Raw genomic sequence first — 26,185 nt, forward strand, 5'->3', positions numbered from 1 at the left:
ATAATTAAAGTTTTTCGGATAAATTTTCATAAAACAAAACATTTGATTTAGAAAAACTATTCTTAAAAATATTTCTGAGATTTAAACTAGCAAGATCTTTTTTAACGCTTTTTACCATATCTTCATCTCTATTTAATATATCAAAAATCTTAGCTGATTCGCTTAAATTGCTAACTCCAGAATTAAAAAGCTTAGTATCTCTTATGGATGAAAAAGAAGCCATTACTTCTACAACTCCAAGATTATTATAAGTCTCAATTTCTTTTAATAAAAGAGTTTTATGATAATCATTTTCCTTGGGATTAAAATTTAAAACATTAGCCTTCTCTAGTTCTAAATTTTGCATAACCCTTAAATAATAACTCCTAGAAGCCAAAAAATCGCCTATCTTATAAAGAGTTAAGGCAATAGAATTTAAAACTTCATTACTACTTGAAAACCCCGCCATGCTCTCTACTTTAAATAAATATTTCAATGCATCATCATAATTATTTTCCTTGTAACTAAGTAGTCCGACCTTATAGTAAACATCTGGATAATCAACACCCTCATTTATTGCCAATTTGTAAGAAGCTATCGCAGACTTAAAATCATTTAAAGATCTAAGAATATCACCCTGCTTTTCATAAATTGAAGAAATCTCCTTAGATCCTTTTATAAGATTATGTTTTTTATAAAAAGAATAATCGCTTAAAGCTAAACCAATAATATTGCTAGCCCTAAGAGAATCCCGAGACTTTTCATAAATGTCTGCTAAAATTTTATAAGCCAATATCTTGTCCCCAGCATCTTCAATTAAATTTTTATGCCTAAAGCTATTTAATGCTTTAAGCAAATACACTTCAGCCTTCTTAAAATCCCCTATGTAATAAGAATATCTTCCACTTTCAAAAAGTGCCTTGTCGTAATTAGGATTTTTATCTAATATTTTCCTAAGAATGTATTCAATCTCTGAATTCATATTAACATTATTGTCAAACTTGAAAATAGTTCTGCCATCATTTCTTTTAAAATCAGAGAATTCCTTATTTAATAAATTCGTTTGCCCATTAAGATAATTTAAATTTATAGCAAGACTATTTGCCCTCTGATTATAAGTCACAAAAGAACTATACTTGTCTATCAGCTTTTTAGCATATTTTGTGTAAACAGCTTCATCAATATCTAGAATTTCATTTGACTTAATAAAATTATTAACATTGTCAGACTCAGTATCTAAATTAGCTTCAATATAAGCATTGAAAAGTTTAAATAAAATTTCCTTTTTTTGTCCATATTTAGAAAGCACAACCGTATAGCTATTAATACTATCTTTATAGTAGTTAGAATTTGTCTTAGCCCATTTAAAATAATTATCCCCCTTTAATACCAAAGCATCATAATCGTAAAGATCGTAAGATATAACCTCATCAAGTATTGAATTAGCCTCAGAATGTTCTCCAAGATTAATTTTCATAGAAGCATACGCAATATATCCTTCCTTATTAAACTTTTTTCGCCTTCTACTTATAAAATCTTTAGAAAAAGGCTCAATCGTAAACAATTCCTCATACTTCTCTTCAGCACTATCAAAATCTCTAACATCTTCAAACGCTTTAGCATAATTGACAAACCATTTATCATCAGGCCTAATATAATAAGCATCTCTAAAAATAGCTTTTGCAAGCTCTCTTTTATTTGCATATATAGATTCTATACCCTCTTTATACTTGCTCTCAGAAGCAACATAAAAAAATACCACATCCACTATAAGATACAAAGAAACCAAAACTAAAACAACAAAAAGAGAAGCTATTTTTATCAAAGGTAATAAAGCCCTTGAGACTCTATAGCTCAATTTCTGCTGAAGCTTGCTAAATTCTTCCGCCTTAAAATAAATTGCGGGCAATTTAATAGATCGCCCAACAATATCCCCTACAAATTTAGCAATAAATTTCAACCTTTTTGTATTTTTTTCAACAAGATCAACTAACGCTTCAAGTTTAAACCTTGAAACATTCTCCTTAGTTAAAGCCTCAGCAATTGCGATTCTTAAATTTCTCGGATAAGAATTCAAATGCTTTAAAAATAATGGATAATTAACCTTAAATTCAAAACGTTTAGAATTTTCATTTCGATCATACTCTAGAAATTTAAAATCATCTGCAACATTTTCAAAATCATCGTCATTAACACTTAAATTCAAACTATCTCCAACAAACATCTCTGCTTGTTCATCTGTTTGACTTTTGTCATTTACCGCATCACCAATATCAAATTCATTAGATTTATTAGATTGTAAAAAATCATCATCCTCTGAAACATAAGAATCATTGCTGGCTTCAAAAAAATTATTATTGCTTTGATTGTTAATTAATTCCTCAGAATTAAGTTTTGAAGAATTAATTAAATTATCAAAATCAAGCTTAGAAGCAATTTCTAAATCAATAGAATTATCATCAAGAACTTTATCAATATCATTTTCAAAAGAATCACTAGAAGAAACGTCAAAGTCATTATTCAAAGCTGAAAGCTCTGAATCCATATCAACCCTCAAGTCAGAACCACTTAAAGGTAAATTGTCATTAAAAATGTCAGAATAGGATAATTTATCCTCACTCTCAAGAGCATCAAGCATAAAATTTAAATCAAGCTCATCATCATTTTCCTCTAAATCAAGATCTTCACTTATCCAAGGAACAATACTCTCTCCAGGCTCAGGAAGCTTAACATCCATACTCACGCCAAAAGATTCTTTAGATAATCTTTCATTAGAAAGATTATCTAATATTTCTCTTTTAAACTGTTTTATCTTATCTATATCAGGCATATTGCAATCAAGTTCCTAGCTCATAAAAAGCTCTTTTTATACACTTCAAAACCTTCTGTATGAAGAACACTAAAACGATTTTCTAAATCTTCAGCAATTTTTAAACCCAAAACTTCCTTTGTAATCTCTGTCTGGGAATCTTTCAAAGTATTTAAAATTTTATCCCTATACTCAACAATACTTATAACCTTGTCAGCATTATATATAAGAGAATCTCTTTTAAAAACATCGTGAGACATATCTCCATCTTCAGAAACTTCTAAAACATTTCCATTGACTCCAATCATCAAATAATAATCAAAAATTTTAAAATAATTGCCAATTTCTAAAATTATTTTTTTTGTTTCAGGCCTTCCTTTTCTATACCTAGTAGCAGTAGGAAAAATAAGTATAATGTACCCACTATTTTTCTTTTCATAAATATACTTCATAGAATTAGCATTAAAAACACGCCTTTGCCTAGCATGCTCTAAACCAACCCCAACAAATGCGTGTGGTGGATAAACTAATATTGCATTGTATCCTAAAGAAAGAGTTTTAACAAATAAATTATCTCTGAAAAGCTTAACTCCAGCTATTGGAATAATATGATCTGCAATATCATGATAACCCATTTTGTAAAGTAAAAACTGAAAACAAGGAAAATCAAAATTACTATAATGCTCCATTAATATAATTGAAGACTTGCCCGATTTAGTCTTTTTATAAAGTTCTATAATATTTTGCATGCCAACAATGGTAGATCCACTCTCAAGAAGTCTCTCTATCATTCTATCTGCCAATCTTCTACTATTAGAATCCGCATTGCGATAAGATTTATCCAAATAATTAACATTTTCAACAGACTTAAATTGACTTATAAAGTCGCTTTCCATGTCTTTAAAATATTTATCAAAACTTTCATTTTGTACAAGCATAAAACCAGCACCCTTTAAATCATTACATGTTGCTGCTTAACCATTAGTTACATTATTTTATTTACTGCAGACAAACATCTATAAAACTAACAATAAATAACTAATATTAAACAAGCATACATTTTTGAAAACATTTCAAACCATTATACCTTATTTATTACACAAATTAAAGTAAAATTTTAGCTTGCAGCAATAGATAAAATAATACTAAAACCCATTTAAATTAGTAGACTTTTTTTATTGTAAGAATTAAAGTAAAATTTAAATATAATACAAATCAAAGTACTGGAGGCATACATCTTTATAAAATAAATATTCTTTATTAAAATTTATTAAAAAAGATTAATAAAGAATCAGCATAACAAATATATAAAAATATTGAAAAAGGAAAATCCCATGAAATACACAAAAATAGCCTTGATGCTAATCGCTTTCTCTTTAATAGCCTGCATTAATAATGCTAAAAAAGAAAAAATAGTTTTCAGAGTATCAAATTTAAGCGAGCCATCATCACTTGATCCTCAGCTCTCAACAGACCTTTACAGTAGCAATATTATTAAAAACCTATTCTTAGGCCTAGCAGTAAAAGATTCTCAAACTGGAAAATATAAGCCAGGACTTGCAAAAAGCTGGAATATTTCTGAAGATGGAACTATTTACACATTTAACCTAAGAGAAGATATAGTTTGGAGCGATGGAGTTGCCATTACTGCTGAGAATATAAAAAAATCATATCTGAGAATTTTAAATAAAAAAACAGCTGCATTGTATGCTAATTTAATAAAATCTACAATAAAAAACGCACAGGAATATTTTGATGAGACAGTATCTGAATCTGAGCTTGGCATAAAAGCTATTAACAGTAAAACCTTAGAAATAACACTAACATCTCCAAAGCCTTATTTTCCTGATATGCTAACAAACACAGCATACATACCAGTTCCAATGCATATTGTTGAAAAATATGGAGAAAATTGGACAAATCCTGAAAATATAGTTGTTAATGGTGCATACAAACTTAAAGAAAGATCAATTAACGATAAAATTGTAATAGAAAAAAATGACAAATATTATAATGTAAAAAATGTAGAAATTGACGAGGTAATATTTTACCCAATAGAAGGTAGCGTGGCTTATAATATGTACATAAACGGTGAAATCGATTTTCTACAGGGAGCAGAAAAAAATAATTTAGAAGAAATTAAAATAAGAGATGATTATTACTCTGGATTAAAAAATGGAATGGCATACATAGCGTTCAATACGACCATAAAGCCACTAGACAATTTAAAGGTTCGACAAGCCCTCTCACTTGCTATTGACAGAGAAACTTTAACCAAAATAGTTTTAAAAGGAAGTTCAGATCCAACAAGAAACCTAACTCCAAAATTTGATAATTATTCTTATGGAAAAAATTTAATACTATTTGATCCTGAGAATGCAAAAAAACTTTTAGCTGAAGCTGGATATCCGGATGGGAAAGGATTCCCCACATTAAAATATAAAATATCAGGAGGAAGGCCAATAACAGCAGAATTCTTACAAGAACAATTCAAAAAAATACTAAACATTAACTTAGAAATCGAGAATGAAGAATGGACAACATTTTTAGGAAGCAGAAGAACTGGAAATTACCAAATGTCAAGTGTGGGATGGATAGGAGACTATTTTGATCCTTTAACATTCTTAGACAGCCTATTTACAACAGAAAATCATTTTTTCGGAGCATACAAATATTCAAACAAAGAGTATGATGCTTTAATAAAAAAATCTAATTTAGAGTTTGATCCAATAAAAAGACAAGACATTTTAAGGCAAGCTGAAGAGATAATAGTAGAAAAAGATTTTCCTATGGCACCTTTATATATACCCAAATCCCATTACCTTTTCAGAAATGACAAATGGACAGGTTGGGCACCAAATATTGCAGAAAGCTATTTATATGAAGATATTAAAACTAAAAAATAATAAAGTTAAGTAAAATAAGTAATTTTAAAATTAAGATTTAAAATTAATATCTGCGGAAGGGTAATTATGAAATTAAGGTTAAATTTTAAAGCAAACTTTAAAATGGAGGTATAAAAAATTATGAAATTACAAAAGTCATTATTTTTAATAGTATTTTTTCTAGCTTTTCTTTGTTGTAATAACGAGAAAAAAAAAGAAGGAGTATCATTTAAAATAAGCTTAGGAGCAGAACCAAGCAGTCTTGACCCTCAATTAGCAGACGATAATGTTGCATCAAAAATGATAGACACAATGTTTAAAGGGCTTATTACAGGCGATCCTAACACAGGGGGAAACAAACCTGGACTTGCAAAAGATTGGAGCATTTCTTCTGACGGAACAGTTTATACATTTAATCTAAGAGAAAAAATCACCTGGAGTGATGGAGTTGCAATCACTGCAGAAGGAATTAGAAAATCTTATCTTAGAATTTTAAACAAAGAAACTGGCTCAAATTATGTTGAGATGGTTAAATCAACAATTAAAAATGGTCAAAAATATTTTGATGGAGAAGTGCCCGACTCCGAACTTGGAATTAAGGCAATTGACGAAAAAACATTAGAAATAACACTAGAATCGCCAAAGCCTTATTTTATTGACATGTTAGTACACCAATCATTTATTCCAATACCAATTCATGTTACCGAAAAGTATGGACACAGCTGGACAAACCCTGAAAACATGGTTACAAGCGGTCCTTTTAAATTAAAAGAAAGAATTCCTAACGAAAAATATGTCTTTGAAAAAAATGATAAATACTACAACTCAAATGAAGTAGAAGTAGAAGAGATTGCATTTTATACAACAAATGACAGCTCAACAGCATATAAAATGTATGAAAATGAAGAACTAGACGCAATCTTTGGATCCATACCGCCCGATTTAATCAAAGATCTAAAATTAAGAAGCGACTATTACTCATCAGCTGTTAATGCCATATACTTTTACGCATTTAACACGCACATTAAACCGCTTGATAACGTTAAAATTAGAAAAGCCTTAACTCTTGCTATTGACAGAGAAACACTTACATATAAAGTTCTTGACAACGGAACTACCCCTACAAGAAGAGCAACTCCCAACTTTAGCTCATATTCTTATGCAAAAAATTTAGAATTATTTAATCCTGAAATTGCAAAAACCCTTCTAGATGAAGCTGGGTATCCTAATGGCAATGGATTTCCAACTTTAAAATTAAAATATAATACAAACGAAGCAAATAAAAAAATTTGTGAATTTATCCAAAACCAATGGAAAAAAAATTTAAATATTAATGTAGAACTTGAAAACGAAGAATGGACAACTTACTTAAACACTAAAGCAAATGGAAATTACGAAATAGCAAGAGCGGGATGGATAGGGGATTATGCTGATCCTTCGACATTTTTAAAAATATTCACACAAGGATACACACAATTCTCATCTCACAATTACTCAAACCCAGAATACAACGAACTTATTAATAAATCCGATCTTGAACTTAATCCGATAAAAAGACAAGACATCCTAAGGCAGGCAGAAGAGATAATTATTGAAAAAGATTTTCCAATAGCCCCAATATACATATATGGAAATAGTTACCTTTTCAGAAATGACAAATGGACAGGATGGAATACCAATATTTTAGAAAGATTTGATTTGTCTCAACTAAAATTAAAAAATAAATAATTTAATATTTAATTTAATCAAATAAAAATCGTCTATTAATTTATTTTTTATAGACGATTTTTATTGACTTTCTCATAAAAAAAAGATAGCTTGAAATTTATAAATAATTTTAATTTGGGGAAAGGTTAAAATGAAATTTGATAAAACTAAAAAAATTGGTAAAAAATTTAAAATAGTAACACTACTTATGCTTGCCGTGTCTTTAATTACATGCAATAATGATTCAGAAAAAGAAAAATTAGCATTTAAAGTGTACATAGGGGGAGCACCTTCATCGCTTGATCCACATTTGGTAGATGAGACAATTGGAGCAAGAATTTTAGAACAAATATTTTCAGGACTTTTAACACTGAATACCAAAACAGGAAAGCTAAAGCCTGGACTTGCCAAAAATTGGAAAGTCTCAAAAGATAAAAAAACATATCAATTTTACCTAAGAGACAACCTTGTTTGGAGCGATGGCGTTGAAATTACTGCTGAAGGCATAAGAAAATCTTTTTTAAGAATTTTAAATAAAACAACAGGATCTACACATGTTGACATGGTTAAATCAATAATAAAAAATGGACAAGAATATTTTGATGGAAAAGTATCTGATTCTGAACTTGGAATTAAAGCAATTGATAACAAAACATTGGAAATATTACTTACATCTCCAAAGCCCTATTTTCTTGAATTACTTCTACATTACACATTCATGCCAGTACCTATTCATGTTATTGAAAAATATAAGGGAAATTGGACAAACCCTGAAAACATGGTTACTAGCGGTCCTTTTAAATTAAAAAAAAGATTGCCTAATGAAAAAATTATCTTTGAAAAAAATGAACGCTATTATAATGCAAAAGAAGTAGAGCTTGATGAGCTTGTCTACATTACGTCTGACAATGATCTGACTGTATATAATATGTACAAAAACAACGAAATTGATGCTATTTTTAACAGCATCCCGCCGGACATTGTAAATGAAATAAAACTACAAAATGACTATTATCAACACAAAAGTAATGCAATTTATTTATACTCGTTTAATACAAAAATAAAACCCCTTAATGATGTTAAAGTTAGAGAAGCTTTAACATTAGCTATTGACAGAGAAACTTTAACTTACAAAGTGCTAAATGATGGTACAGTTCCTACAAGAGAAATAACCCCTAATCTTGAAAATTACAATTACGGTAAAAAATTAGCTTTATTTGATCCTGAAAAATCCAAAAGGCTTTTAGCAAAAGCTGGATATCCCAATGGAAAAGGATTTCCAATGCTAACGCTAAAATATAATACAAACGAAACTCATAAAAAAATTGCTGCATTTATTCAAAACCAATGGAAAAAAATTTTAAATATAAATCTTATGCTTACTAACGAAAATTGGCCTGTTCTTACCAACAGCAGAAATACAGGCAATTTTGAAATAATAAGAATTGGGCGAATTGGGGAATATTTAGACCCACACACATACTTTACTATATTCACAAGCGAAAATTCACAACTTGCATCGTACGGATATTCAAACCTAGAATTTGACAAACTCATCAGAGAATCAGATCTTGAAAAAGATCCTATAAAAAGAAAACAACTACTCAGAAAAGCAGAGTCAATAATAATTGAAAAAGATTTTCCTGCCGCACCAATATACATATATTCTGGGCACTATCTTTTTAGAAACGATAAATGGACTGGATGGAGTCCTAATGTATCAGAAGTTTATTATCTTTCTGAATTAAAACCAATTAAAAATGAAAACCGCAATTAATTAATTCTTAAAAGGGCTTAATATAAATTAAAAACAATATTTAAGTCTAATATAAAAGCAAAGCTGAATAAATCTCAATATAAAAGCTTTGCTTAAAGCAAAAATACATAAATAATGTGTAAGATTCTACGATAATTTCACCTAGAATCTTACACAAAAAAATTCTTCTCAAATCAAGATAATAAAATTTTAAACAAAAAATTTAAAACAAAAAATACATTTTATTAAAAATTGAATTATTAATTATAATACAAACAACCTCCTATTCTATCAAAAATTATCAATTATAGCTTGAAAAACAATAAAGACTATATGATATAATTGACTAATATATAAGTTATCAATATCTATTTACAAAGGATCAAAAATGTTAAAGTTTACTTTAAAAAAAATAATAGGAATGATACCAACTTTAATAGTAATAATTTTTTTATGCTTTTTTGTAATGAGAATGGCTCCCGGAAGTCCATTTGACTCTGAAAAACCCATTGATCCTCAAGTAAAAGCAAGATTGATGGAAAAATATCATCTTGACAAACCTTTTTATATTCAAGCCTTTTATTATATTTCAAACGCACTCAAAGGAGATTTGGGACCTTCTTTGAAAAAGAAAGACCTTACAGTTAATCAATACATAAAATTAGGATTTCCAAAATCACTTACACTAGGAGTAATATCCCTTATTATATCACTATCAATAGGAATACCAATAGGCATATTGGCTGCTATTTATAAAAATACTTATGTGGATTATATAATAACATCAATAGCAATATTGGGGATTTCCATACCATTATTTGTAATAGGACCAATTTTACAATACTTTTTTGCAATTAAATGGGGCTTACTTTACACCTCCGGATGGATTACAGAAAGAGGAGGATTTTCAAATTTAATTCTACCAATAATAACTCTTAGCATGCCTAATATAGCTATTTTTGCAAGAATAATCAGAGGATCGATGCTAGAAATAATACAGAGTGACTTTATAAGAACTGCACGTGCAAAAGGACTAAGCTTTAAAAAGATAGTCATAAAGCACATGTTAAGAGGAGCAATGCTGCCTATAGTAAGCTATATAGGTCCAGCATTTGCTGCCATAATCTCTGGAAGCGTAGTTATTGAAAAAATATTTAGAATTGCTGGAATGGGAATGTTTATAACAGAATCTGCACTAAACAGAGATTACCCAGTATTAATGGGAGGGCTGTTAGTATATTCAATAATACTGCTTATTTCTATATTAATATCAGACATTATATATAAAATGTTAGATCCAAGAATATAAGGGGAAATCAAAATGAATAGCTTTGAAAAACAAAATGAGAAAAACAACTCTAAACTCAAAAGAAGAGCTTGGTCAAGATTTAAAGAAAATAAACTGGCATTTGGCAGTCTTTTTGTAATTGGATTTTATATCTCAATTGCCATTCTACAACCAATATTGCCAATATATAAATACCATACTCAAATAGTAGAACATTCTGATTTGCCACCATCTTTCCAGGCTGCTGGAGAACTCTGGTACAATAAAGAAAAAAAATTTATTGAAAAATTAGCAAAAAAAGAAAAAAGAGAAATAAATGAAGTCGAGCTAAAAAAACTCGAAGACATAAAAAGAAAAATAGAAAATGAAGTTCAAATAATAGATAAAAGGGAGGCAAAAATACATAAAAGAGTATATTTGCTTGGTACAGACAATCTTGGAAGAGACTTGCTTGCAAGATTAATACAGGGCAGTCAAATTTCTCTTTCTATAGGATTTATTGGAGCTTTTTTGTCTATGATAATAGGAACTATTCTTGGATCAATAGCAGGATTTTTTGGGGGATTGACTGACAAAATAATAACTAAAACAATTGAAATTCTTTATGCATTGCCCTATTTACTTATTGTAATAATATTAATGGCAATAATGGAAAGAAGCATAATAGGATTATTCATAGCACTTGCATTTGTATCGTGGTTAACAGTAGCTCGAGTTGTACGAGGTCAAGTACAATCACTATCAAGTTCAGAATTTATACAAGCAGCCAAAACCTTTGGTGCGACAAATCAAAGAATAATATTGAAGCACTTAATCCCTAATAGCATTGGAATGATAGTTATATTCACAACAATAAGAGTTCCAAGCTTTATTATAGCTGAAGCATTTTTATCCTTTTTGGGACTTGGAATTTCAGCTCCAATGACAAGCTGGGGAGAACTAGTGCAAAATGGAATTGCTACATTTGTTGAATATCCATGGAAAGTTTTTATTCCGGCTATAGTTATGACAATATTTTTATTATTTATGAACTTTTTAGGTGACGGATTAAGAGATGCATTTGATCCAAAAGATAGCATCTAAGGAAAAATTGAATGGAAAAAGAAAATATATTGGAAATAAAAAATTTAACAGTTGAATTTAGACTAAAACATACAACAATTCATCCCGTAAGCAATGTTAACCTATCTGTAAAAAGAGGAGAAATTAGAGCCATTGTTGGAGAATCTGGAAGTGGAAAATCCGTAACAAGCATGGCTATTTTAAAATTATTGCCAGAACTTACAACAGTATATAAAAGTGGAGAAATATTATTTGAAAATCAAGATCTGCTAAAACTTAGCGAAAAAGAACTTTTAAAAATTAGAGGTAATAAAATATCAATGATATTTCAAGATCCAATGACTTCATTAAACCCATTTTTAAGGATATCAACTCAACTTGAAGAAACAATAATTTTACACCAAGGATTAGGGAAAAAAGAAGCCAAAGAAAAAGCAATAGAAATGCTAAAAACTGTTGGTGTTGTAAACGCAGAAGAGAGAATAAAACATTTTCCACATCAATTTTCAGGAGGAATGAGACAAAGAGTTATGATTGCCATGGCACTTAGCTGCCATCCATCCTTACTAATAGCAGATGAACCGACAACAGCCCTTGATGTTACAATCCAAGAGCAAATATTATTATTAATCAAAAACCTATCTAAAAAATTCAATACTTCTACCATATTTATAACTCATGATCTTGCAGTTGTTGCTGAAATTTGTGATACAGTATCAGTCATGTATCAAGGAAAAATTGTAGAAGAAGGAACAGTAGAGGAAATATTTAACAATCCTAAACACCCTTACACTATTGGGCTTTTAAAATCAATTCTTACACTAGAACAAGATCCAAATAAAAAGCTTTATTCAATAAAAGAAAACCCTATCAAGATCACAAAAACCAGTGCCGAGGAGTTTTAAATGAGAAATAAAAAAGAAATAATTCTTAAAGTAGAAAACTTAATGCAAACATTCACAACGGGAGAAGATTTTTTATTTTGGAAAAATAAACAAAAAGTAAATGCAGTAAACAATATTAGCTTTGAAGTTGAAAAAAACAAAACTTTAGGACTAGTAGGAGAATCTGGTTGCGGCAAATCTACTACTCTTCGCTCAATAATGCAACTTTACACGCCAACTTCTGGAGGCATCTATTTTAACGGGAAAAACATAACTAAACTCTCAAAAAAAGAACTCTTAAAAACAAAAAAAGATATGCAAATGGTATTTCAAGATCCTCATACTTCACTTGATCCAAGAATGACAATAAAAGAAATAATAGCAGAACCGCTAGAAATATACAATGAAAACAAAATTCTTCCAAAAACAAAACAAGAAATAGAACAAAGGGTAAATGAACTAACAGATATTGTTGGATTACATAAAAGCATGTTAACCAGATATCCTCATGAATTTTCAGGAGGTCAAAGACAAAGAATAGGAATTGCTAGAGCACTAGCTTTAAATCCTAAGCTTTTGCTTTTAGACGAAGCCGTTTCTGCACTTGATGTATCAATCAGAGCTCAAATTTTAAATCTACTAAAAAATCTGCAAAAAGAATTCAATTTGTCTTATTTATTCATTTCTCATGATCTTGCTGTAGTAAAATATATGAGTGATAAAATTGCTGTAATGTACCTTGGAGTTATCCTAGAACTTGCACCTAGAGAAACGCTATTTTCAAACCCAATTCATCCATATACTAAAATGCTAATAGCATCAATTCCTGAAATCAACCCCGAAAAAAGAAAAAATAAAAATATAAAACTAGACGAACAAACTTTAGCAAATATTAGAAAAATTCATTTATCAACCCAAGTACACCCAAAACTTGAAGAAGTAGAAAAAGATCACTTTGTATCTAAATACCTTTTTGATGAGATGAACAAATAAATAATTTAAAAACTTATTTATGGTCAAAATAGGAGACTTCAAAATCTATTTTATTGTCAATTCCCTCAACAAAGTATAAATTAATTCTATTAACATTATTTTTATCTATTACCTTGTTACCAGAATCAATAAAATAATAATAAATTCTATCCTTGGGTAAATTTTTAAGCTTAATAGTATAAATTCCCTTATTATCCTCTTTTTCAATAAGCCTATTTAAAAAAGGATTAAAATTATTAAAACTACCAGCTATTGTAACTATTTGCCCAGGACGACCTATATAAAAAATTTCAATTTCATTATTATCATATGATTGTATTGGATTTCTCAAAGAAATATAGCTAGACTTCTCTTTAGCAACCTCAATTTTAGAAAATGGGATTAAATCCTCATTATAAACCACATTTTTATTATACTCATCATTAGTCCACACACCGTCTACAATAAGCCTATATTTTATATTGCTTGTACCATGAGGAATATTAACTTTAACAAAAAAAACTCCATGCTCATTTTTTTTGAATAGATATTTCTTAGAATACTGGTCAAAGTCAAAGGCAGCAAAAATTTTTCTAATTTCTTTATTGGGAGGATAAAACAACAATATACGATTGGAGTCAACCATAGGTTCAAGATTGTCTTTTCTTGTTGAAACTTCTAGAAATTCATTTAAACTTAAATCAAAATCACAAATTAAATAATCATCTGAAAAAAGATTGTTAACACATAAAGATAAAAAAAACAATAAACACAAACACCTTTCTTTCATAAATTATACACAAAGCTCATAATAATAATTCTTTTGGTAAAATACTACACATTTAGACTTTTTAACATTATACTAAAAACATACATTAAAGTAAATAATACGAGGAGTACAAAAATGGGTTTTCATATTTATGAAATCAAAGCCAGACAAATTATTGATTCTAGAGGGAATCCAACAGTTGAAGCTGATGTCATTTTAGAAGATGGAACTTACGGAAGAGCTGCCGTACCATCAGGTGCATCAACAGGAATCAACGAAGCTGTTGAACTTAGAGATGGCGATAAGTCTGTATATATGGGAAAAGGAGTTTTAAAAGCAGTCGAAAATATAAAAAACATAATTGCCCCAGAACTTGAAGGCATGAGCGCCTTAAATCAGGTTGCAATCGACAGAAAAATGCTTGAACTTGATGGCACCCCTACAAAAGAAAAGCTTGGCGCTAATGCAATCTTAGCAGTTTCAATGGCTACAGCTAAAGCTGCTGCAAAGTACCTTGGACTTAAACTTTATCAATATCTTGGGGCGTACAAAGCCAACATTTTGCCTACCCCTATGTGTAATATTATTAATGGCGGCGCACACTCTGATAACTCTGTTGACTTTCAGGAGTTCATGATAATGCCAATAGGAGCAAAAACATTCAGCGAAGCAATAAGAATGGCAGCAGAAGTTTTTCATACGCTAAAGGGCATTCTAAGTTGTAAAGGGTATGCAACTTCTGTTGGAGATGAAGGAGGATTTGCTCCAAATTTAAAATCAAATGAAGAAGCTTGTGAGGTGATTATAGAGGCAATAAAGAAGGCAGGATATGAGCCTGGAAAAGACATTGCAATAGCCCTTGATCCAGCAACATCTGAGCTTTACGATCCAAAAACAAAAAAATATGTACTTAAATGGTCAACAAAAGAAGAACTTACTTCCGAACAAATGGTTGAATATTGGGCAAAGTGGGTAGAAAAATATCCAATTATTTCAATTGAAGATGGCATGGCAGAAGAAGATTGGGATGGATGGAAAAAACTTACAGACAAAATTGGGAACAAAATACAACTTGTTGGGGACGATTTGTTTGTAACAAATACCTCATTTCTTAAAAAAGGAATTGAAATGAAGGTTGCTAATTCAATTCTTATTAAGGTTAATCAAATTGGAACACTAACAGAAACATTTGAAGCTGTAGAAATGGCCAAAAAAGCAGGATACACAGCAATAGTCTCCCACAGATCAGGAGAAACAGAAGATACAACAATAGCTGATCTTGTAGTAGCTCTTGGAACAGGACAAATCAAAACTGGCTCACTCTCAAGAACAGACAGAATAGCAAAATACAATCAGCTTATACGAATAGAAGAAGAATTGGAAACAACTGCTGAATACCACGGCAAAAACGTCTTTTATTCTATTAAACAAAATTAAAAAAATCCCTTCAAAAGGGATTTTTTTAATTAAATAAAAATGTAAAATGTATAAAAAAGTAAAATTATCTTTTGGAAAATTGAAAACTTTTTCGTGCTTTTTTCTGTCCAAATTTTTTACGTTCAACCTTCCTTGAATCTCTTGTTAAAAACCCATTAGATCTCAAAATCATCTTATTAGATTCATCTAGTTCAAAAAGAGCCCTTGAGATACCATGCCTTATTGCCCCTGATTGACCTGAAATTCCTCCCCCATAAACATTAATATAAAGATCATATTTACCAAGTGTATTTGTCAAAACCAAAGGCGATAGCGCCATTGTTCTTAAATTTTCAAGTTGGATGTAAGAGTCAAAGTCTCTATTATTTACTTTGATATTGCCACTACCCTCTCTAATATAAACTCTAGCAACAGAAGATTTCCTCCTACCAGTTCCCATTGATAAATTAATATTGCTAAAATTTGATTTTTTCATTTTACCCCTCTTAAATTAGCTTCCAGCTTTATAGGATTTTGAGCTTGAAGAGTATGCTCTGAACCAGGAAAGACTTTTAAATTTCTAAAAAGATCCCGCCCCAAAGGCCCTTTTGGCAACATCCCCTTAATAGCAATCTCAAGAGGCGCACAAGGCTTTCTCTCTGACAATGTTCTAAAAGTGTCAGAATAAAGACCCCCTGGATATCTTGAATGTCTATAATAAAGTTTTTGTTGATATTTTTTCCCCGTCAGCCTAACTTTAGAAGCATTAATAATAATAACATTGTCACCTAAATCTTGATGGGGAGTATAATAAGCTTTATGTTTACCTCTTAAAATTTTAACAACATCCACAGCAACTTTACCTAAAATTCTATCTGCTGCATCAATTACATACCATTTTTTTTCAACAGTCTTTGGCTTGATCCAAATCGTAACATTATTCGTTATTTTATTCATAATAGCGCATTACCCTTACTATAATTTTATGCATAAATCTCATTCATTGTATTATTTGTAAGGCTCACTGTCAAGTCTGTCAATAAACTTATTTTTAAGAGCAAAGCAAATTTTTTTGAAATTATCCAGATCTCCTTTAGAAAACTTCAAGGGAACAATAGAGGGAATACTAAAATTTGGACTAATTAAATAACCAAATTTTAGAAATTCATTAAAAATTTCAACATGATAACAAGCATCATAAAGAGGAAACATATACCTATCAGTTACTCTAAATAAAGATGTGGCAAAAGAATTAAAATCAACATCGATATTTTTTCTATAAAATAAAAGTTTGCTTAATGTATGTCTAGCTAAAGATAAAGTTACAGCATCAAAATTATCTTTAAATTCTATTTTTCTGGAAAGATTATCCATAACAACAATACTAACAGACATAAAATCGGGCAAAGGAATGTTGAAAATCATAGGATATTTAATGTTACTAAATCCTACTTTAAACTCATATATTCCCTCTTCTTTTTCCCAAGGCATAAAAAATTTATTCTTACCAGTTAAAGATAATAAAAATTCTTTTGCATCTTTTTCTAGCTTAAAAATATAAACAGACCCAGCCTCTTTAAAAAAAGTAAATACCAAATTGACAAACTGATTTTTAAAAACAGAAGGATAAGGAGATATCAAGCCCCTTGACACAGTTTGCTTAAAAAGGCGATTTAAACCTTGAGCCCTATAACCTAAAAAATTCTTTCCACCATTTAAATATAAATCCAAATATCTCTTACCGTGAATATCATAAAGATAAAAAAATCTTGCCCTTTTAATTACTGGCAAGTTGTCTATTAAGGACAAATTATGCATTTGATAAACTTTCTAAAAGAATTTCATTTGCAAGTATAGGATTAATCTTTCCTGAAGATTTTTTCATTATTTGCCCCATCATAAATTTGATAGCATGATCTTTGCCCTTTTTGTAAAGTTCAATTGATTTAGGATTTTCATCTAAAACTTCAAGCACAATCTGCTTGATAAAAAACTTATCACTTATTTGTTCTAATTGATTTTCGTTTATAACAACAGAAGCAGAAACTCCTCTAGCCATCATATCTGAAAACACCCTTTTTGCCATTTTACCACTTATTTTGCCAGAAACAATAAATTCAACAAGCTCTGTAATATGGCTTGGGGGCAAATTAAATTCAAGAACACTAATTCCTTTGTCATTAAGAACGCCTAAAACTTCGGACAATATCCAATTGGCTACTTTTTTAGGATCGCTTGAATTAATAACAGCCTCTTCAAAATATCTAAGCAGGTGCTTATCTGCTGTTAAAGTAATAACATCAAAATCGCTTAGCCCATATTGGTCTTTAAGCCTAACTCTTGCATCAAATGGAAGTTCAATTAACTTTAAATTTTTAATATTATCAATATAAGAATCATCAATCTCTATTAAAGGCAAATCAGGTTCTTGAAAATAACGATAATCAGATACTGTCTCTTTGTTTCTTTGAATCACTGTTATCCCACTCTTATCATCAAATCCTCTAGTATGCTTACCGCAACTATTAAGAGTCTTCCTAAATTGAACCCATTCCTGTTGCTGTCTTAATTCTTCATATTCAATGGCAGCTTTAATAGATTTAAAAGAATTTAAATTCTTTATTTCAGCTATAGGAGTTTTATACTCAACACTACTCTCTTTAACAATCAAATTAACATTTACATCACATCTAAAAGAACCATTCTCCATATTGCATTCGGACAAATCAAGATACCTAAAAATTTCTCTTAAAGAACTTAAAAAAGCAACTGCCTCATCCCCACTACTAATATCTGGAGCAGAAACAATCTCAAGCAAAGGAGCACCCGAACGATTAAAATCAATATAACTTTGATTTTCACTATCTAACAAATGCAGACTCTTACCAGAATCTTCTTCCATATGAATTCTAATAATGTTAATTTTTTTAGACCCAGAAGAGGTTTCAATTAATAAGCTTCCCCCCTCACAAATCGGCTTATCATTTTGCGAGATTTGATATCCTTTTGGCAAATCTGGATAATAATAATGTTTTCTATCAAATTTAACAACATTTCTAATCTTTGAATTTGTGGCATGCCCTGCTAAAATTGCACTATTAATAAGCTCTACATTCACACTTGGCAATGAACCAGGCAACCCAAGGCAAATTGGACAAACACGAGAATTGGGAACTCCTCCAAACTCATTCTTGCATCCACAAAAAGCCTTTGTTTTTAAGCCTAACTGAATATGAATTTCTAATCCAATAACTAATTTATATTCCATTAAATCCTAATTCCCTAATCAAATTTTTTGAAAAACTTAAAAGTTCAAAATCTTTCTTGTTGCGCCCAATAATTTGCATTCCTATTGACAATCCTTCTTCATCCTTAGAATACGGAAGCGAAATAGCAGGAGCTCCAATAAGATTTGCAATCACAGTACAAATATCTGAATAATACATTTTAACAGGATCATCAAAATCCAAACCAACTCTAAAAGGTTTAACAAAACTTGTTGGGGTAATAATAAAATCATAGTTTTCAAAAAGATTATTAAACTTAGGAATAATCAAATTTTGAAGAATTTCACAAGCTTTTGAATAATATTTAACATCATATCCTTTTGATAATAAATAATTTCCAAGAACAATTCGCCTTTTAACTTCTTCTGACAAGAAATTGCTCCTATGTTTAAAATAAAAATCATTAAGATTTAAGCTTTCTGACATTCTCTTTCCATAACAAATTCCAGTATAACGAGCAAGATTGGAGGATGCTTCAACAGGAGAAATTGCATAATAAATTGATAAAATAAAATTAATCTCTTCTATTGAAACTTCTTTTATATTAATACCTTTTGACAAAAGATCTAATTTGAATTTGGCAAAACTACTTGCAACATTTTTATCCATTAGATCTTCGCTAAGTTCTTTAATTACAGCTAAATTTTTACCTTGCAACGACTCAATTTTTAAAGGATAAAAATCATCAAATATATCTACACTAGTAGAATCCATTTTATCAGCTCCACAAGTATGCTTTAAAATTAAAGCAATATCTTCAATAGAATGAGAAAAAAATCCTATTTGATCAAAAGACGAAGCATAAGATGCAAGCCCATAACGAGAAAGACCTCCATAAGAAGGCTTGAAGCCTAAAATTCCTGAAAAAGATGCAGGAAGCCTAACAGAGCCCCCAGTATCACTACCAAGCGAAAAAGGTGCTTGAAAAGCTGCAACTACAGCTGCAGAGCCCCCAGAACTACCACCTATAACATATTCTCTATTTAAAGGATTTAAAGTTGCACCATAATAAGAAAATTCACAGGTAGAACCCATGGCAAATTCATCCATATTGGTTCTACCAATTAAAATTGCCCCTTTATTCTTAAGTCTTTTAATCACAGTCGCATCATAAGGAGAAATATAGCCTTTTAAAATTTCAGAAGCACAAGTTAAAGATTTATCTTGAATTGAAATATTATCTTTAACTGCAATAAGCATACCAATTAAAGGCAAATCTTCTAATTCACAATTTCTTAAACAGTCGTCATACCTTTTTGCAATTTCCAAAGAATCATCAAAAAATTCAATATATCCATTAATATCTTTATTTAATTCATAATTACTTTTATAAGCAAGTAAAATATCATAAATTTTACATTTTTTAGTTAAAATTAATTCTTGAATTTTGGTTAAAGTTAAATTGCTTAAGTCCAATGCCTTATCCTTATTCCAATATTTTAGGAGATGAAAAATATCCATCTAAAAAAGAGTTACTAAGCTTTTTAATTGATTCAATAGGAAGAGAAAATCTTACTTTATCCTCACGCAATGTAGAAATCTTTTTCTTATTAGCATTAAAATTAATTTGAACTTCAAAATTTGAAATTTCATTAACTAACCTAATAACTTTCTCAAATTTCGAAATAAATTTATCTTCACTATCTCTACTAAGAGTCACCAAACTTAATTTTAAACTATTTTCTAAATGTATATCTTTCAAAACAAACCTCTAAACTTTGACAATTTTTTTAACATACTCAGGACTCAAAATAGCCTTCTTCCCATTTCTCAAACTAATTTTAACAAACTGCAGGTTGCTTTGGTACCAGCTATCAACAACTATTCCCTTTTCTCCATTATAAATTATATAGTCTCCAATATTAAATCTAATATCCCTTTTACTATCAATAAAAAAATTATTAAAATTCTCTTTTAAATACTCGGGAATAAAGATAATATCATAAGAGCTTTTGTCAATATCTTGGAAAAAAACGGAAGGCAAAGTGCCTTTATAAGAACCCCTAAAAGCTCGCCTTAAATTTAAGGTAATAATAAGCTCTGATTTAGCTCTTGTAATTGCAACATAAAAAAGCCTTCTCTCCTCTTCAAGTCTATCTTTTGTTAATTCTTCAATTTCAGCCGGTAAAAGACCTTTCTCAAGTCCAGAAATTATGACTCTATCAAATTCAAGCCCCTTAACACCATGAATTGAAGACAAAAGTATATTGGACTTAAAATCTCCAGAAATCAAAGGAGAAAGTGAAGAATTTTCTAAAAATATAGCAAGACCTTCAAATGTACCTGAATATTCAATTCCACTATTAATAAGTTCATCAATATTTCTTAATTTCTCGTCCTTATCAAATTTTTTATAATAATCTAAAAGACCAAACTTAATTACAACATTCTCAATAAAAGCAGATAAATTAATATAATTATCCTCAAAAAGTTTTTTACCCAACTCATCATAAACATTTAAAAACAACAAAAGAGACTCTTTGGATCTATTTTTAAGCGAACTCAAAACCTTTTTGCTCGCACAAAACAAATTAGAATTAACATCATCATCGTTTAAAGCACTAATTATTTTATCTATAGCAGTTTTTCCAATTCCCCTAGAAGGCTTGTTTATCATCCTTAAAAAAGCTATTTTATCTTTCTTGTTTATAAAAAGCCTAAGCAAACAAATAATATCCTTTATTTCCTCTCTATCATAAAATTTAATTGATCCTAAAACCTTGTATGGGATATTCTTCTTTAAAAAAGATGTTTCAAAATGAAAAGATTGAGAATTAAATCTATAAAGTATTGCTGTCTGAATATCATTGGGAATAAGCAAATTAGAAAAATATTCAGCCTCATCTGAAGTGCTTTGAAAAACTAAAAATTTCATCCTTTTATCAGAACTATTTTGAGTTGTTATTTGTTTTTCGTATCTATTTTTATTTTTTGAGATAACCTCATTTGCAATGCCCACTATATTTGAATTTGAGCGATAATTTTGCACTAAATAAAATTTAATAACATTATCGAAAGTTTTTTCAAATTCAAGAATATTTTCAATTCTGGCTCCTCTAAAAGAATATATCGACTGATCTTCATCTCCTACGACCATAAAATACATACCATCTAAATAAAGTTCTTTCAAAAATAAAAATTGCGAATAATTTGTATCTTGATATTCATCCACAAAAATAACTTTAAATCTAGATTGAATAAATTCTTTTAGAGATTTAGACTGCCTAAGCATTAAAATAGGCTTAATAATAAGATCTGAAAAATCAAAAGCATTATTTTTGGCTTTCTCTTCCTCATAAATTTTGATATACTCATGTTCCTTTTCTGTAAATTTAATAAATTTTTCTAAGAAAAAATTTTCTTTGTCTTTTAAAATCAAAGCTGCAATATGTTTCGCCATTTCAAGACTTGGAGCAAGAGCAATTTGTTTAACAAATTTAACAACATCATTAGTATCCCAAATTGTAAAATTTGAATCGTAATTTTTGTCAAAATCCTTATAGTAAGCTCTCAAAAGCCAAGATCCAAAAGAATGAAAAGTTTGAATATGAAGTTTTTTGTCAAATTTTAAAAGATCATTTACCCTATCATTCATTTCATTTGCAGCTTTGTTAGTAAAAGTTAAAGCCAAAATTTCATTAGGATCTATATTCATATGCTTGATTAAATACACAATTTTTGCAATTATAACTCTTGTTTTACCACTTCCAGGCCCCGCTAAAACAAGCATTGGATTTTTACTTTTACTAAAAACAATTTTTTCTTGAGAAGTATTTAAGCTAGAAAAAAATTTTTTTATTTTATCCATTACTAATAAACTTCAGAAACCTTAAGATCAAACCCTGAAGGTGTCTTCACCCAAAAGAATTGAACAGCAAAAATTTCTTTTCCCTGCTCTTTTAAAAAAGGAGTAATGTCTCTGTCATTAAGAATAATATTAACATCAGAAAGTCTTGAAAAAAATAGTATCAAAGATTTTTCAAAAGCTAAATTAATAGGAACGCCCTTGGATGCAAAAAAAGACTTGCCATGAAGATTATTTTCATCAGCATATCTAAAAAACGTATCATTTAAAAAATCTATTTTTAAATCAACATTTGAAAGTTTTTGAGAAGAATATAAGGTAAGATAATCGCTACTTGGTAATTTTTCAGTTCCCTTAACATCAAACTGCCAATTTAAAATATTAAATCTATTATCGATATTAGTTTCAGATACATATTTAACATTTAAAGCAAAAGACTCTAAACTTATATGAGCTATTTTCAACTTATCATAATAATAATTCTCATAAATAATTTTGACTCTAATATTATCATCAAGGTTTATCTCTTTGAACTCTCCTAAATTTAAAATATTTTTACTTTTTTTATACTCATCAACAATAACTAAATCGTCGCTAATAAACGATGCCCTATATTTTACAATATCATCGCCATATGCTAAAGATAAAAAATCTCCCTCTTTAAGAGAAACATTCCAAAAATTCTTTTTATCAAAAGAAACTTCATGAACATTTGAAATTATCTTTTCATCCTGACTAAGCTTGAAAAATTTTTTAAAATAAACTTCCACTTCTCTAAAATAAAAAAACACAAATAATAAAATAACGCCAACAATTCCTAACAGGATTTTTAACGTGCTTAAAGATTCTAAGCTAAAAAAAAACAATTTTTTGTCTGGGACTTTATTGTCAACTAAAAATCCTAAATTTGAAATTTTATCTTCAGATCTAATCCCAATATAACTATTGTTAAGTCTGTTTTTATAATCCTTAAAAAGTGTTGATATCAATCTAGAATCAATATCTAAATATTCGCTATAAGTTCTTAAAAATCCAACAGCCAAAACTTCGTTTGGGAAAATTTCAATATTAGAATCCTCAAGAGCTTTAAGATACTTAACAGAAATTTTAATATCATCAGCTACCATTTCAAGAGTCAAATTTTTACCATTTCTAACTTTTCTCAAATAACTCCCAAATTTAATAAAATCATTTTCTTCCATAGATTTAAACCTTAATTTTTTTTAATATCATATAAAAAATTATCTACTTTATTTGAAGACTTTGGGGGATCATATTTAAATTTGCTATCAAGAATTCCAACATTAAACTTCACGGCGGTTAAATCAATAACTATTTCGCGCCCACCACTAGTAGGAAAAGCAGTAATTCTTCTAATTATTCCATCCGGAGCAAAAGCAATAATAAAAGAATTAATAGTAGCAGCCCCCTTGTAAAGCTTTCTAGAAAAGGTTAATTTAATATATTTTCCAGGCTCAGATGAATCTAAATCTTCTAGATTTGGAGAATTCGTATAAGACACACTGTACTCACTATTTAAAACTCTCATAAGCCCCCCCCCGCTACTACCTTTTACTAATTGCTGATTAAAAGAGGTCCCAAGAGACGGAACATAAACTGTCAAAAATTCACCATCGCTTACAAAAACTTGATTATTTGAATCTAGATTAATAATAAACTTGTCTGGAAACTTATAAAGCAAAACACCTGTTTGCTTTAATCCCTTTAAAGTGAAATTAATTGTTGCTTGCATATCCTCTATATTTTGATATTTAGCATAAATTCCTTCAAAATATTGATTTGCAGATATTTGAGTAAACGCAGCAACAGGATACAAAACTAATAAAAGCATTATTTTTATCATTCTATGAACTCTTATTATTATTAAGCTTAAGTTATTAACAAAACTACATCTAACTATTTATTGTCAATAAACTTTATTTCCATAATACTACATATCCTGGAAATAAACTATTATTAATAGTAATAGTTTAATACATAAAATAAAAATTTAAAGTTTGGGTATAAACACCTTTAAAGAATTAGGATTTGATAACAATGTCTTTGAATTACGTTGAAATAAATACTTTGATTAAAGAAATTCCTCTCGCAAACTCTTTAATAAAAAAAATAATACAACCGGATTACAAAAGTTTGATTTTAGAGATTTACAATAAAATTGACAATAAAAAATTTAAAATACTAATCTCTTTAAATCCAAACACTACCAGATTCCATGTAACAAAAAAAAAATTAAAAAAGAATACTTTAAAATTAAGATTTTCTGACTTCTTAAAATCAAAAATTCAAAATGGTAAAATTATAAAAGCTTTCCAAATGAAAAATGAAAGAATCATTTCTATTGAGATTTTAAAAAAGGAAATAATTATCTTATTTATCAAATTGTGGCCATCTTCTCCAAATATAATAGCTACAAACTCAAACTTGAAAATACTAGATGCATATTACAGAAGGCCAAAAATAAAAGAAATAACAGGTGAAATCTTTTTTAAAGCCAAAGAAATACATGAAAACAATAAAATGTCTGATAAAAAAATCATGTATCTAAAAGAAGAATATAATAATACCAGCTATACATCTTATTCTGAATTTCTTGAAAATTACTACGAATCGCTTAGTAATCAAATTAAAAAAACTAATATAAAAGAATTGCTTATTGAAAAATATAAAAAAGAGTTAATTGTTTTAGAAAAAAGAATAGACTCTTTAAAACAACAAATTAAACTGATTGAAAATATCGAAAACGAAAAGGAAAAAGGCGAGTTGATTTTATTAAATATTAATAAAATACAAAAAGGGATCAAAGAAATAAACCTCTTAAATTACAAAGAGGAAAAAATAAAAATATCCTTAAACCAATCATTATCACCAAAAGAAAATGCCTTGCAATATTTTAAAGCATATAAAAAGGGTAAAAATTCTTTTAAAACTATACAAAATCAATTAAAAGACAATCTAGATAAATTTAATTTAATCCAATCAAAAATAAACATGTTAAAAGTCGAAAATTTCATTCCAGAAGAAGAATATAATCAAGAAGAAACTGCTATTAAAGAAAAAGAAAAAACGCCAAAAATAGGCTTACATTTTGCCTCTTGTGGATTTGAAATCATTGTTGGAAGAAACGCAAAAGAAAACGATGAACTTTTAAGACATTGCGTTAAAGGAAATGACTATTGGCTTCATACAAGAGATTATCCGGGAGCTTATGTTTTTATTAAAAGTCAAAAAAATAAAACTCCCTGCCTTGATGTCCTTTTGGCTGCTGGCAATTTATGCGTATTTTACACAAAATTAGCAAAAAAATCGGGAAAAGCAGATCTTTACTACACTCAAGTTAAAAATTTAAGAAAAGTTAAAAACAAAAAGCTAGGCCTTGTAATTCCAAAAGCAGAAAAGAATTTACATATTAAGCTAGATGAAAATCTAATAAAAAAATTAAAAAATCAAGTCTAAGAACTAATTATAAAAAAGTAAAGTTTTGATTTTTTTACAAAATATTGTTATTCAAAGACAAAAAGCATAAACTTTATAAAAGTGGAGGA

At 29.0% G+C, this 26,185-nt stretch carries 21 protein-coding genes; 9 read left to right on the forward strand and 12 right to left on the reverse strand.

Annotated features, from left to right (window positions below; genetic code table 11):
• Positions 1 to 4: 4 nt before the first annotated feature.
• Together flcA and Bmayo_RS01620 are read right to left on the reverse strand one after the other, a co-directional pair.
• Positions 5 to 2,809 carry a periplasmic flagellar collar protein FlcA gene (gene flcA, locus Bmayo_RS01615; protein ID WP_075552022.1) on the reverse strand — a complete coding sequence of 935 codons (2,805 nt, stop codon included), beginning with the start codon at positions 2,807 to 2,809 and terminating at the stop codon, positions 5 to 7.
• A gap of 20 nt (positions 2,810 to 2,829) precedes the next feature.
• Positions 2,830 to 3,726 (reverse strand): 1-acyl-sn-glycerol-3-phosphate acyltransferase, encoded by an 897-nt coding sequence (locus Bmayo_RS01620; RefSeq protein WP_075552023.1) that lies wholly within the window; start codon positions 3,724 to 3,726, stop codon positions 2,830 to 2,832.
• 396 nt (positions 3,727 to 4,122) lie between these two features.
• Here Bmayo_RS01620 and Bmayo_RS01625 point away from each other — a divergent pair, with 396 nt between their 5' ends.
• From Bmayo_RS01625 to Bmayo_RS01660, 7 genes are all read left to right on the forward strand, one after another.
• Positions 4,123 to 5,694 (forward strand): peptide ABC transporter substrate-binding protein, encoded by a 1,572-nt coding sequence (locus Bmayo_RS01625; RefSeq protein WP_075552024.1) that lies wholly within the window; start codon positions 4,123 to 4,125, stop codon positions 5,692 to 5,694.
• A gap of 120 nt (positions 5,695 to 5,814) precedes the next feature.
• Entirely contained in the window at positions 5,815 to 7,401 is a 1,587-nt protein-coding gene (locus tag Bmayo_RS01630) for a peptide ABC transporter substrate-binding protein (RefSeq protein WP_075552025.1), read from the forward strand.
• Between the two features lie 130 nt (positions 7,402 to 7,531).
• Positions 7,532 to 9,157, forward strand: a complete 1,626-nt coding sequence (locus tag Bmayo_RS01635) for a peptide ABC transporter substrate-binding protein (RefSeq protein WP_075552026.1) — start codon at positions 7,532 to 7,534, stop codon at positions 9,155 to 9,157.
• Between the two features lie 367 nt (positions 9,158 to 9,524).
• Positions 9,525 to 10,445, forward strand: coding sequence for an ABC transporter permease (locus Bmayo_RS01645; protein WP_075552027.1), 921 nt, complete (start codon positions 9,525 to 9,527; stop codon positions 10,443 to 10,445).
• Positions 10,446 to 10,457: 12 nt separating this feature from the next.
• Positions 10,458 to 11,507 carry an ABC transporter permease gene (locus Bmayo_RS01650; protein WP_075552028.1) on the forward strand — a complete coding sequence of 350 codons (1,050 nt, stop codon included), beginning with the start codon at positions 10,458 to 10,460 and terminating at the stop codon, positions 11,505 to 11,507.
• A gap of 11 nt (positions 11,508 to 11,518) precedes the next feature.
• Positions 11,519 to 12,391, forward strand: coding sequence for an ABC transporter ATP-binding protein (locus tag Bmayo_RS01655; RefSeq protein ID WP_075552029.1), 873 nt, complete (start codon positions 11,519 to 11,521; stop codon positions 12,389 to 12,391).
• A complete protein-coding gene (locus tag Bmayo_RS01660) occupies positions 12,392 to 13,363 on the forward strand; it encodes an ATP-binding cassette domain-containing protein (protein WP_075552030.1) in 972 nt (323 codons plus the stop codon).
• 13 nt (positions 13,364 to 13,376) lie between these two features.
• Here the strand turns inward: Bmayo_RS01660 and Bmayo_RS01665 are convergent, their stop codons facing one another.
• Positions 13,377 to 14,108 carry an early set domain-containing protein gene (locus tag Bmayo_RS01665; protein WP_193402199.1) on the reverse strand — a complete coding sequence of 244 codons (732 nt, stop codon included), beginning with the start codon at positions 14,106 to 14,108 and terminating at the stop codon, positions 13,377 to 13,379.
• Positions 14,109 to 14,246: 138 nt separating this feature from the next.
• On the opposite strand from Bmayo_RS01665, the gene eno reads away from it, so the two are divergent.
• Positions 14,247 to 15,548, forward strand: coding sequence for a phosphopyruvate hydratase (gene eno / locus Bmayo_RS01670; protein ID WP_075552032.1), 1,302 nt, complete (start codon positions 14,247 to 14,249; stop codon positions 15,546 to 15,548).
• Positions 15,549 to 15,612: 64 nt separating this feature from the next.
• Here eno and rpsI read toward each other — a convergent pair whose 3' ends face one another.
• Genes rpsI through Bmayo_RS01715 form a run of 9 tightly spaced genes read right to left on the reverse strand, consistent with a single transcriptional unit; the run spans position 15,613 to position 24,483 of the window.
• Entirely contained in the window at positions 15,613 to 16,023 is a 411-nt protein-coding gene (gene rpsI / locus Bmayo_RS01675) for a 30S ribosomal protein S9 (RefSeq protein ID WP_075552033.1), read from the reverse strand.
• Positions 16,020 to 16,484: a 50S ribosomal protein L13 gene (rplM, locus tag Bmayo_RS01680; protein ID WP_075552034.1), complete on the reverse strand. Its 465-nt coding sequence runs from the start codon at positions 16,482 to 16,484 to the stop codon at positions 16,020 to 16,022. The genes rpsI and rplM overlap by 4 nt, the downstream gene beginning before the upstream one ends.
• Positions 16,485 to 16,535: 51 nt before the next feature.
• A complete protein-coding gene (locus Bmayo_RS01685) occupies positions 16,536 to 17,345 on the reverse strand; it encodes a hypothetical protein (RefSeq protein WP_075552035.1) in 810 nt (269 codons plus the stop codon).
• On the reverse strand, positions 17,338 to 18,795 hold the full coding sequence (gatB, locus tag Bmayo_RS01690; RefSeq protein WP_075552036.1) for an Asp-tRNA(Asn)/Glu-tRNA(Gln) amidotransferase subunit GatB: 1,458 nt from the start codon (positions 18,793 to 18,795) through the stop codon (positions 17,338 to 17,340). The genes Bmayo_RS01685 and gatB overlap by 8 nt, the downstream gene beginning before the upstream one ends.
• On the reverse strand, positions 18,785 to 20,230 hold the full coding sequence (gene gatA / locus Bmayo_RS01695; protein ID WP_075552037.1) for an Asp-tRNA(Asn)/Glu-tRNA(Gln) amidotransferase subunit GatA: 1,446 nt from the start codon (positions 20,228 to 20,230) through the stop codon (positions 18,785 to 18,787). The genes gatB and gatA overlap by 11 nt, the downstream gene beginning before the upstream one ends.
• A 10-nt stretch (positions 20,231 to 20,240) precedes the next feature.
• Positions 20,241 to 20,516, reverse strand: coding sequence for an Asp-tRNA(Asn)/Glu-tRNA(Gln) amidotransferase subunit GatC (gene gatC, locus Bmayo_RS01700; protein WP_075552038.1), 276 nt, complete (start codon positions 20,514 to 20,516; stop codon positions 20,241 to 20,243).
• Between the two features lie 9 nt (positions 20,517 to 20,525).
• Positions 20,526 to 22,622 (reverse strand): ATP-dependent helicase, encoded by a 2,097-nt coding sequence (locus tag Bmayo_RS01705; protein ID WP_075552039.1) that lies wholly within the window; start codon positions 22,620 to 22,622, stop codon positions 20,526 to 20,528.
• A 2-nt stretch (positions 22,623 to 22,624) separates the two neighbouring features.
• On the reverse strand, positions 22,625 to 23,821 hold the full coding sequence (locus tag Bmayo_RS01710; RefSeq protein WP_075552040.1) for a BB_0345 family helix-turn-helix protein: 1,197 nt from the start codon (positions 23,819 to 23,821) through the stop codon (positions 22,625 to 22,627).
• Positions 23,822 to 23,832: 11 nt separating this feature from the next.
• The gene (locus Bmayo_RS01715; RefSeq protein WP_075552041.1) at positions 23,833 to 24,483 is read right to left on the reverse strand and encodes a LolA family protein; all 651 of its coding nucleotides are present in this window, start codon (positions 24,481 to 24,483) and stop codon (positions 23,833 to 23,835) included.
• Positions 24,484 to 24,677: 194 nt separating this feature from the next.
• Here Bmayo_RS01715 and Bmayo_RS01720 point away from each other — a divergent pair, with 194 nt between their 5' ends.
• On the forward strand, positions 24,678 to 26,096 hold the full coding sequence (locus Bmayo_RS01720) for an NFACT RNA binding domain-containing protein (protein ID WP_075552042.1): 1,419 nt from the start codon (positions 24,678 to 24,680) through the stop codon (positions 26,094 to 26,096).
• Positions 26,097 to 26,185 lie beyond the last annotated feature (89 nt).

Origin of the sequence: Borreliella mayonii, assembly GCF_001945665.1 — a bacterium.
Taxonomy (GTDB): domain Bacteria; phylum Spirochaetota; class Spirochaetia; order Borreliales; family Borreliaceae; genus Borreliella; species Borreliella mayonii.

Excerpts from the sequence above, each read along its gene's own strand:
- flcA (WP_075552022.1), bottom strand. The coding sequence starts at position 2,809 with ATGCCTGATATAGATAAGATAAAACAGTTTAAAAGAGAAATATTAGAT.
- Bmayo_RS01620 (WP_075552023.1), bottom strand. The coding sequence starts at position 3,726 with ATGCTTGTACAAAATGAAAGTTTTGATAAATATTTTAAAGACATGGAA.
- Bmayo_RS01625 (WP_075552024.1), top strand. The coding sequence starts at position 4,123 with ATGAAATACACAAAAATAGCCTTGATGCTAATCGCTTTCTCTTTAATA.
- Bmayo_RS01630 (WP_075552025.1), top strand. The coding sequence starts at position 5,815 with ATGAAATTACAAAAGTCATTATTTTTAATAGTATTTTTTCTAGCTTTT.
- Bmayo_RS01635 (WP_075552026.1), top strand. The coding sequence starts at position 7,532 with ATGAAATTTGATAAAACTAAAAAAATTGGTAAAAAATTTAAAATAGTA.
- Bmayo_RS01645 (WP_075552027.1), top strand. The coding sequence starts at position 9,525 with ATGTTAAAGTTTACTTTAAAAAAAATAATAGGAATGATACCAACTTTA.
- Bmayo_RS01650 (WP_075552028.1), top strand. The coding sequence starts at position 10,458 with ATGAATAGCTTTGAAAAACAAAATGAGAAAAACAACTCTAAACTCAAA.
- Bmayo_RS01655 (WP_075552029.1), top strand. The coding sequence starts at position 11,519 with ATGGAAAAAGAAAATATATTGGAAATAAAAAATTTAACAGTTGAATTT.
- Bmayo_RS01660 (WP_075552030.1), top strand. The coding sequence starts at position 12,392 with ATGAGAAATAAAAAAGAAATAATTCTTAAAGTAGAAAACTTAATGCAA.
- eno (WP_075552032.1), top strand. The coding sequence starts at position 14,247 with ATGGGTTTTCATATTTATGAAATCAAAGCCAGACAAATTATTGATTCT.
- rpsI (WP_075552033.1), bottom strand. The coding sequence starts at position 16,023 with ATGAAAAAATCAAATTTTAGCAATATTAATTTATCAATGGGAACTGGT.
- rplM (WP_075552034.1), bottom strand. The coding sequence starts at position 16,484 with ATGAATAAAATAACGAATAATGTTACGATTTGGATCAAGCCAAAGACT.
- Bmayo_RS01685 (WP_075552035.1), bottom strand. The coding sequence starts at position 17,345 with ATGCATAATTTGTCCTTAATAGACAACTTGCCAGTAATTAAAAGGGCA.
- gatB (WP_075552036.1), bottom strand. The coding sequence starts at position 18,795 with ATGGAATATAAATTAGTTATTGGATTAGAAATTCATATTCAGTTAGGC.
- Bmayo_RS01705 (WP_075552039.1), bottom strand. The coding sequence starts at position 22,622 with ATGGATAAAATAAAAAAATTTTTTTCTAGCTTAAATACTTCTCAAGAA.
- Bmayo_RS01710 (WP_075552040.1), bottom strand. The coding sequence starts at position 23,821 with ATGGAAGAAAATGATTTTATTAAATTTGGGAGTTATTTGAGAAAAGTT.
- Bmayo_RS01715 (WP_075552041.1), bottom strand. The coding sequence starts at position 24,483 with ATGATAAAAATAATGCTTTTATTAGTTTTGTATCCTGTTGCTGCGTTT.
- Bmayo_RS01720 (WP_075552042.1), top strand. The coding sequence starts at position 24,678 with ATGTCTTTGAATTACGTTGAAATAAATACTTTGATTAAAGAAATTCCT.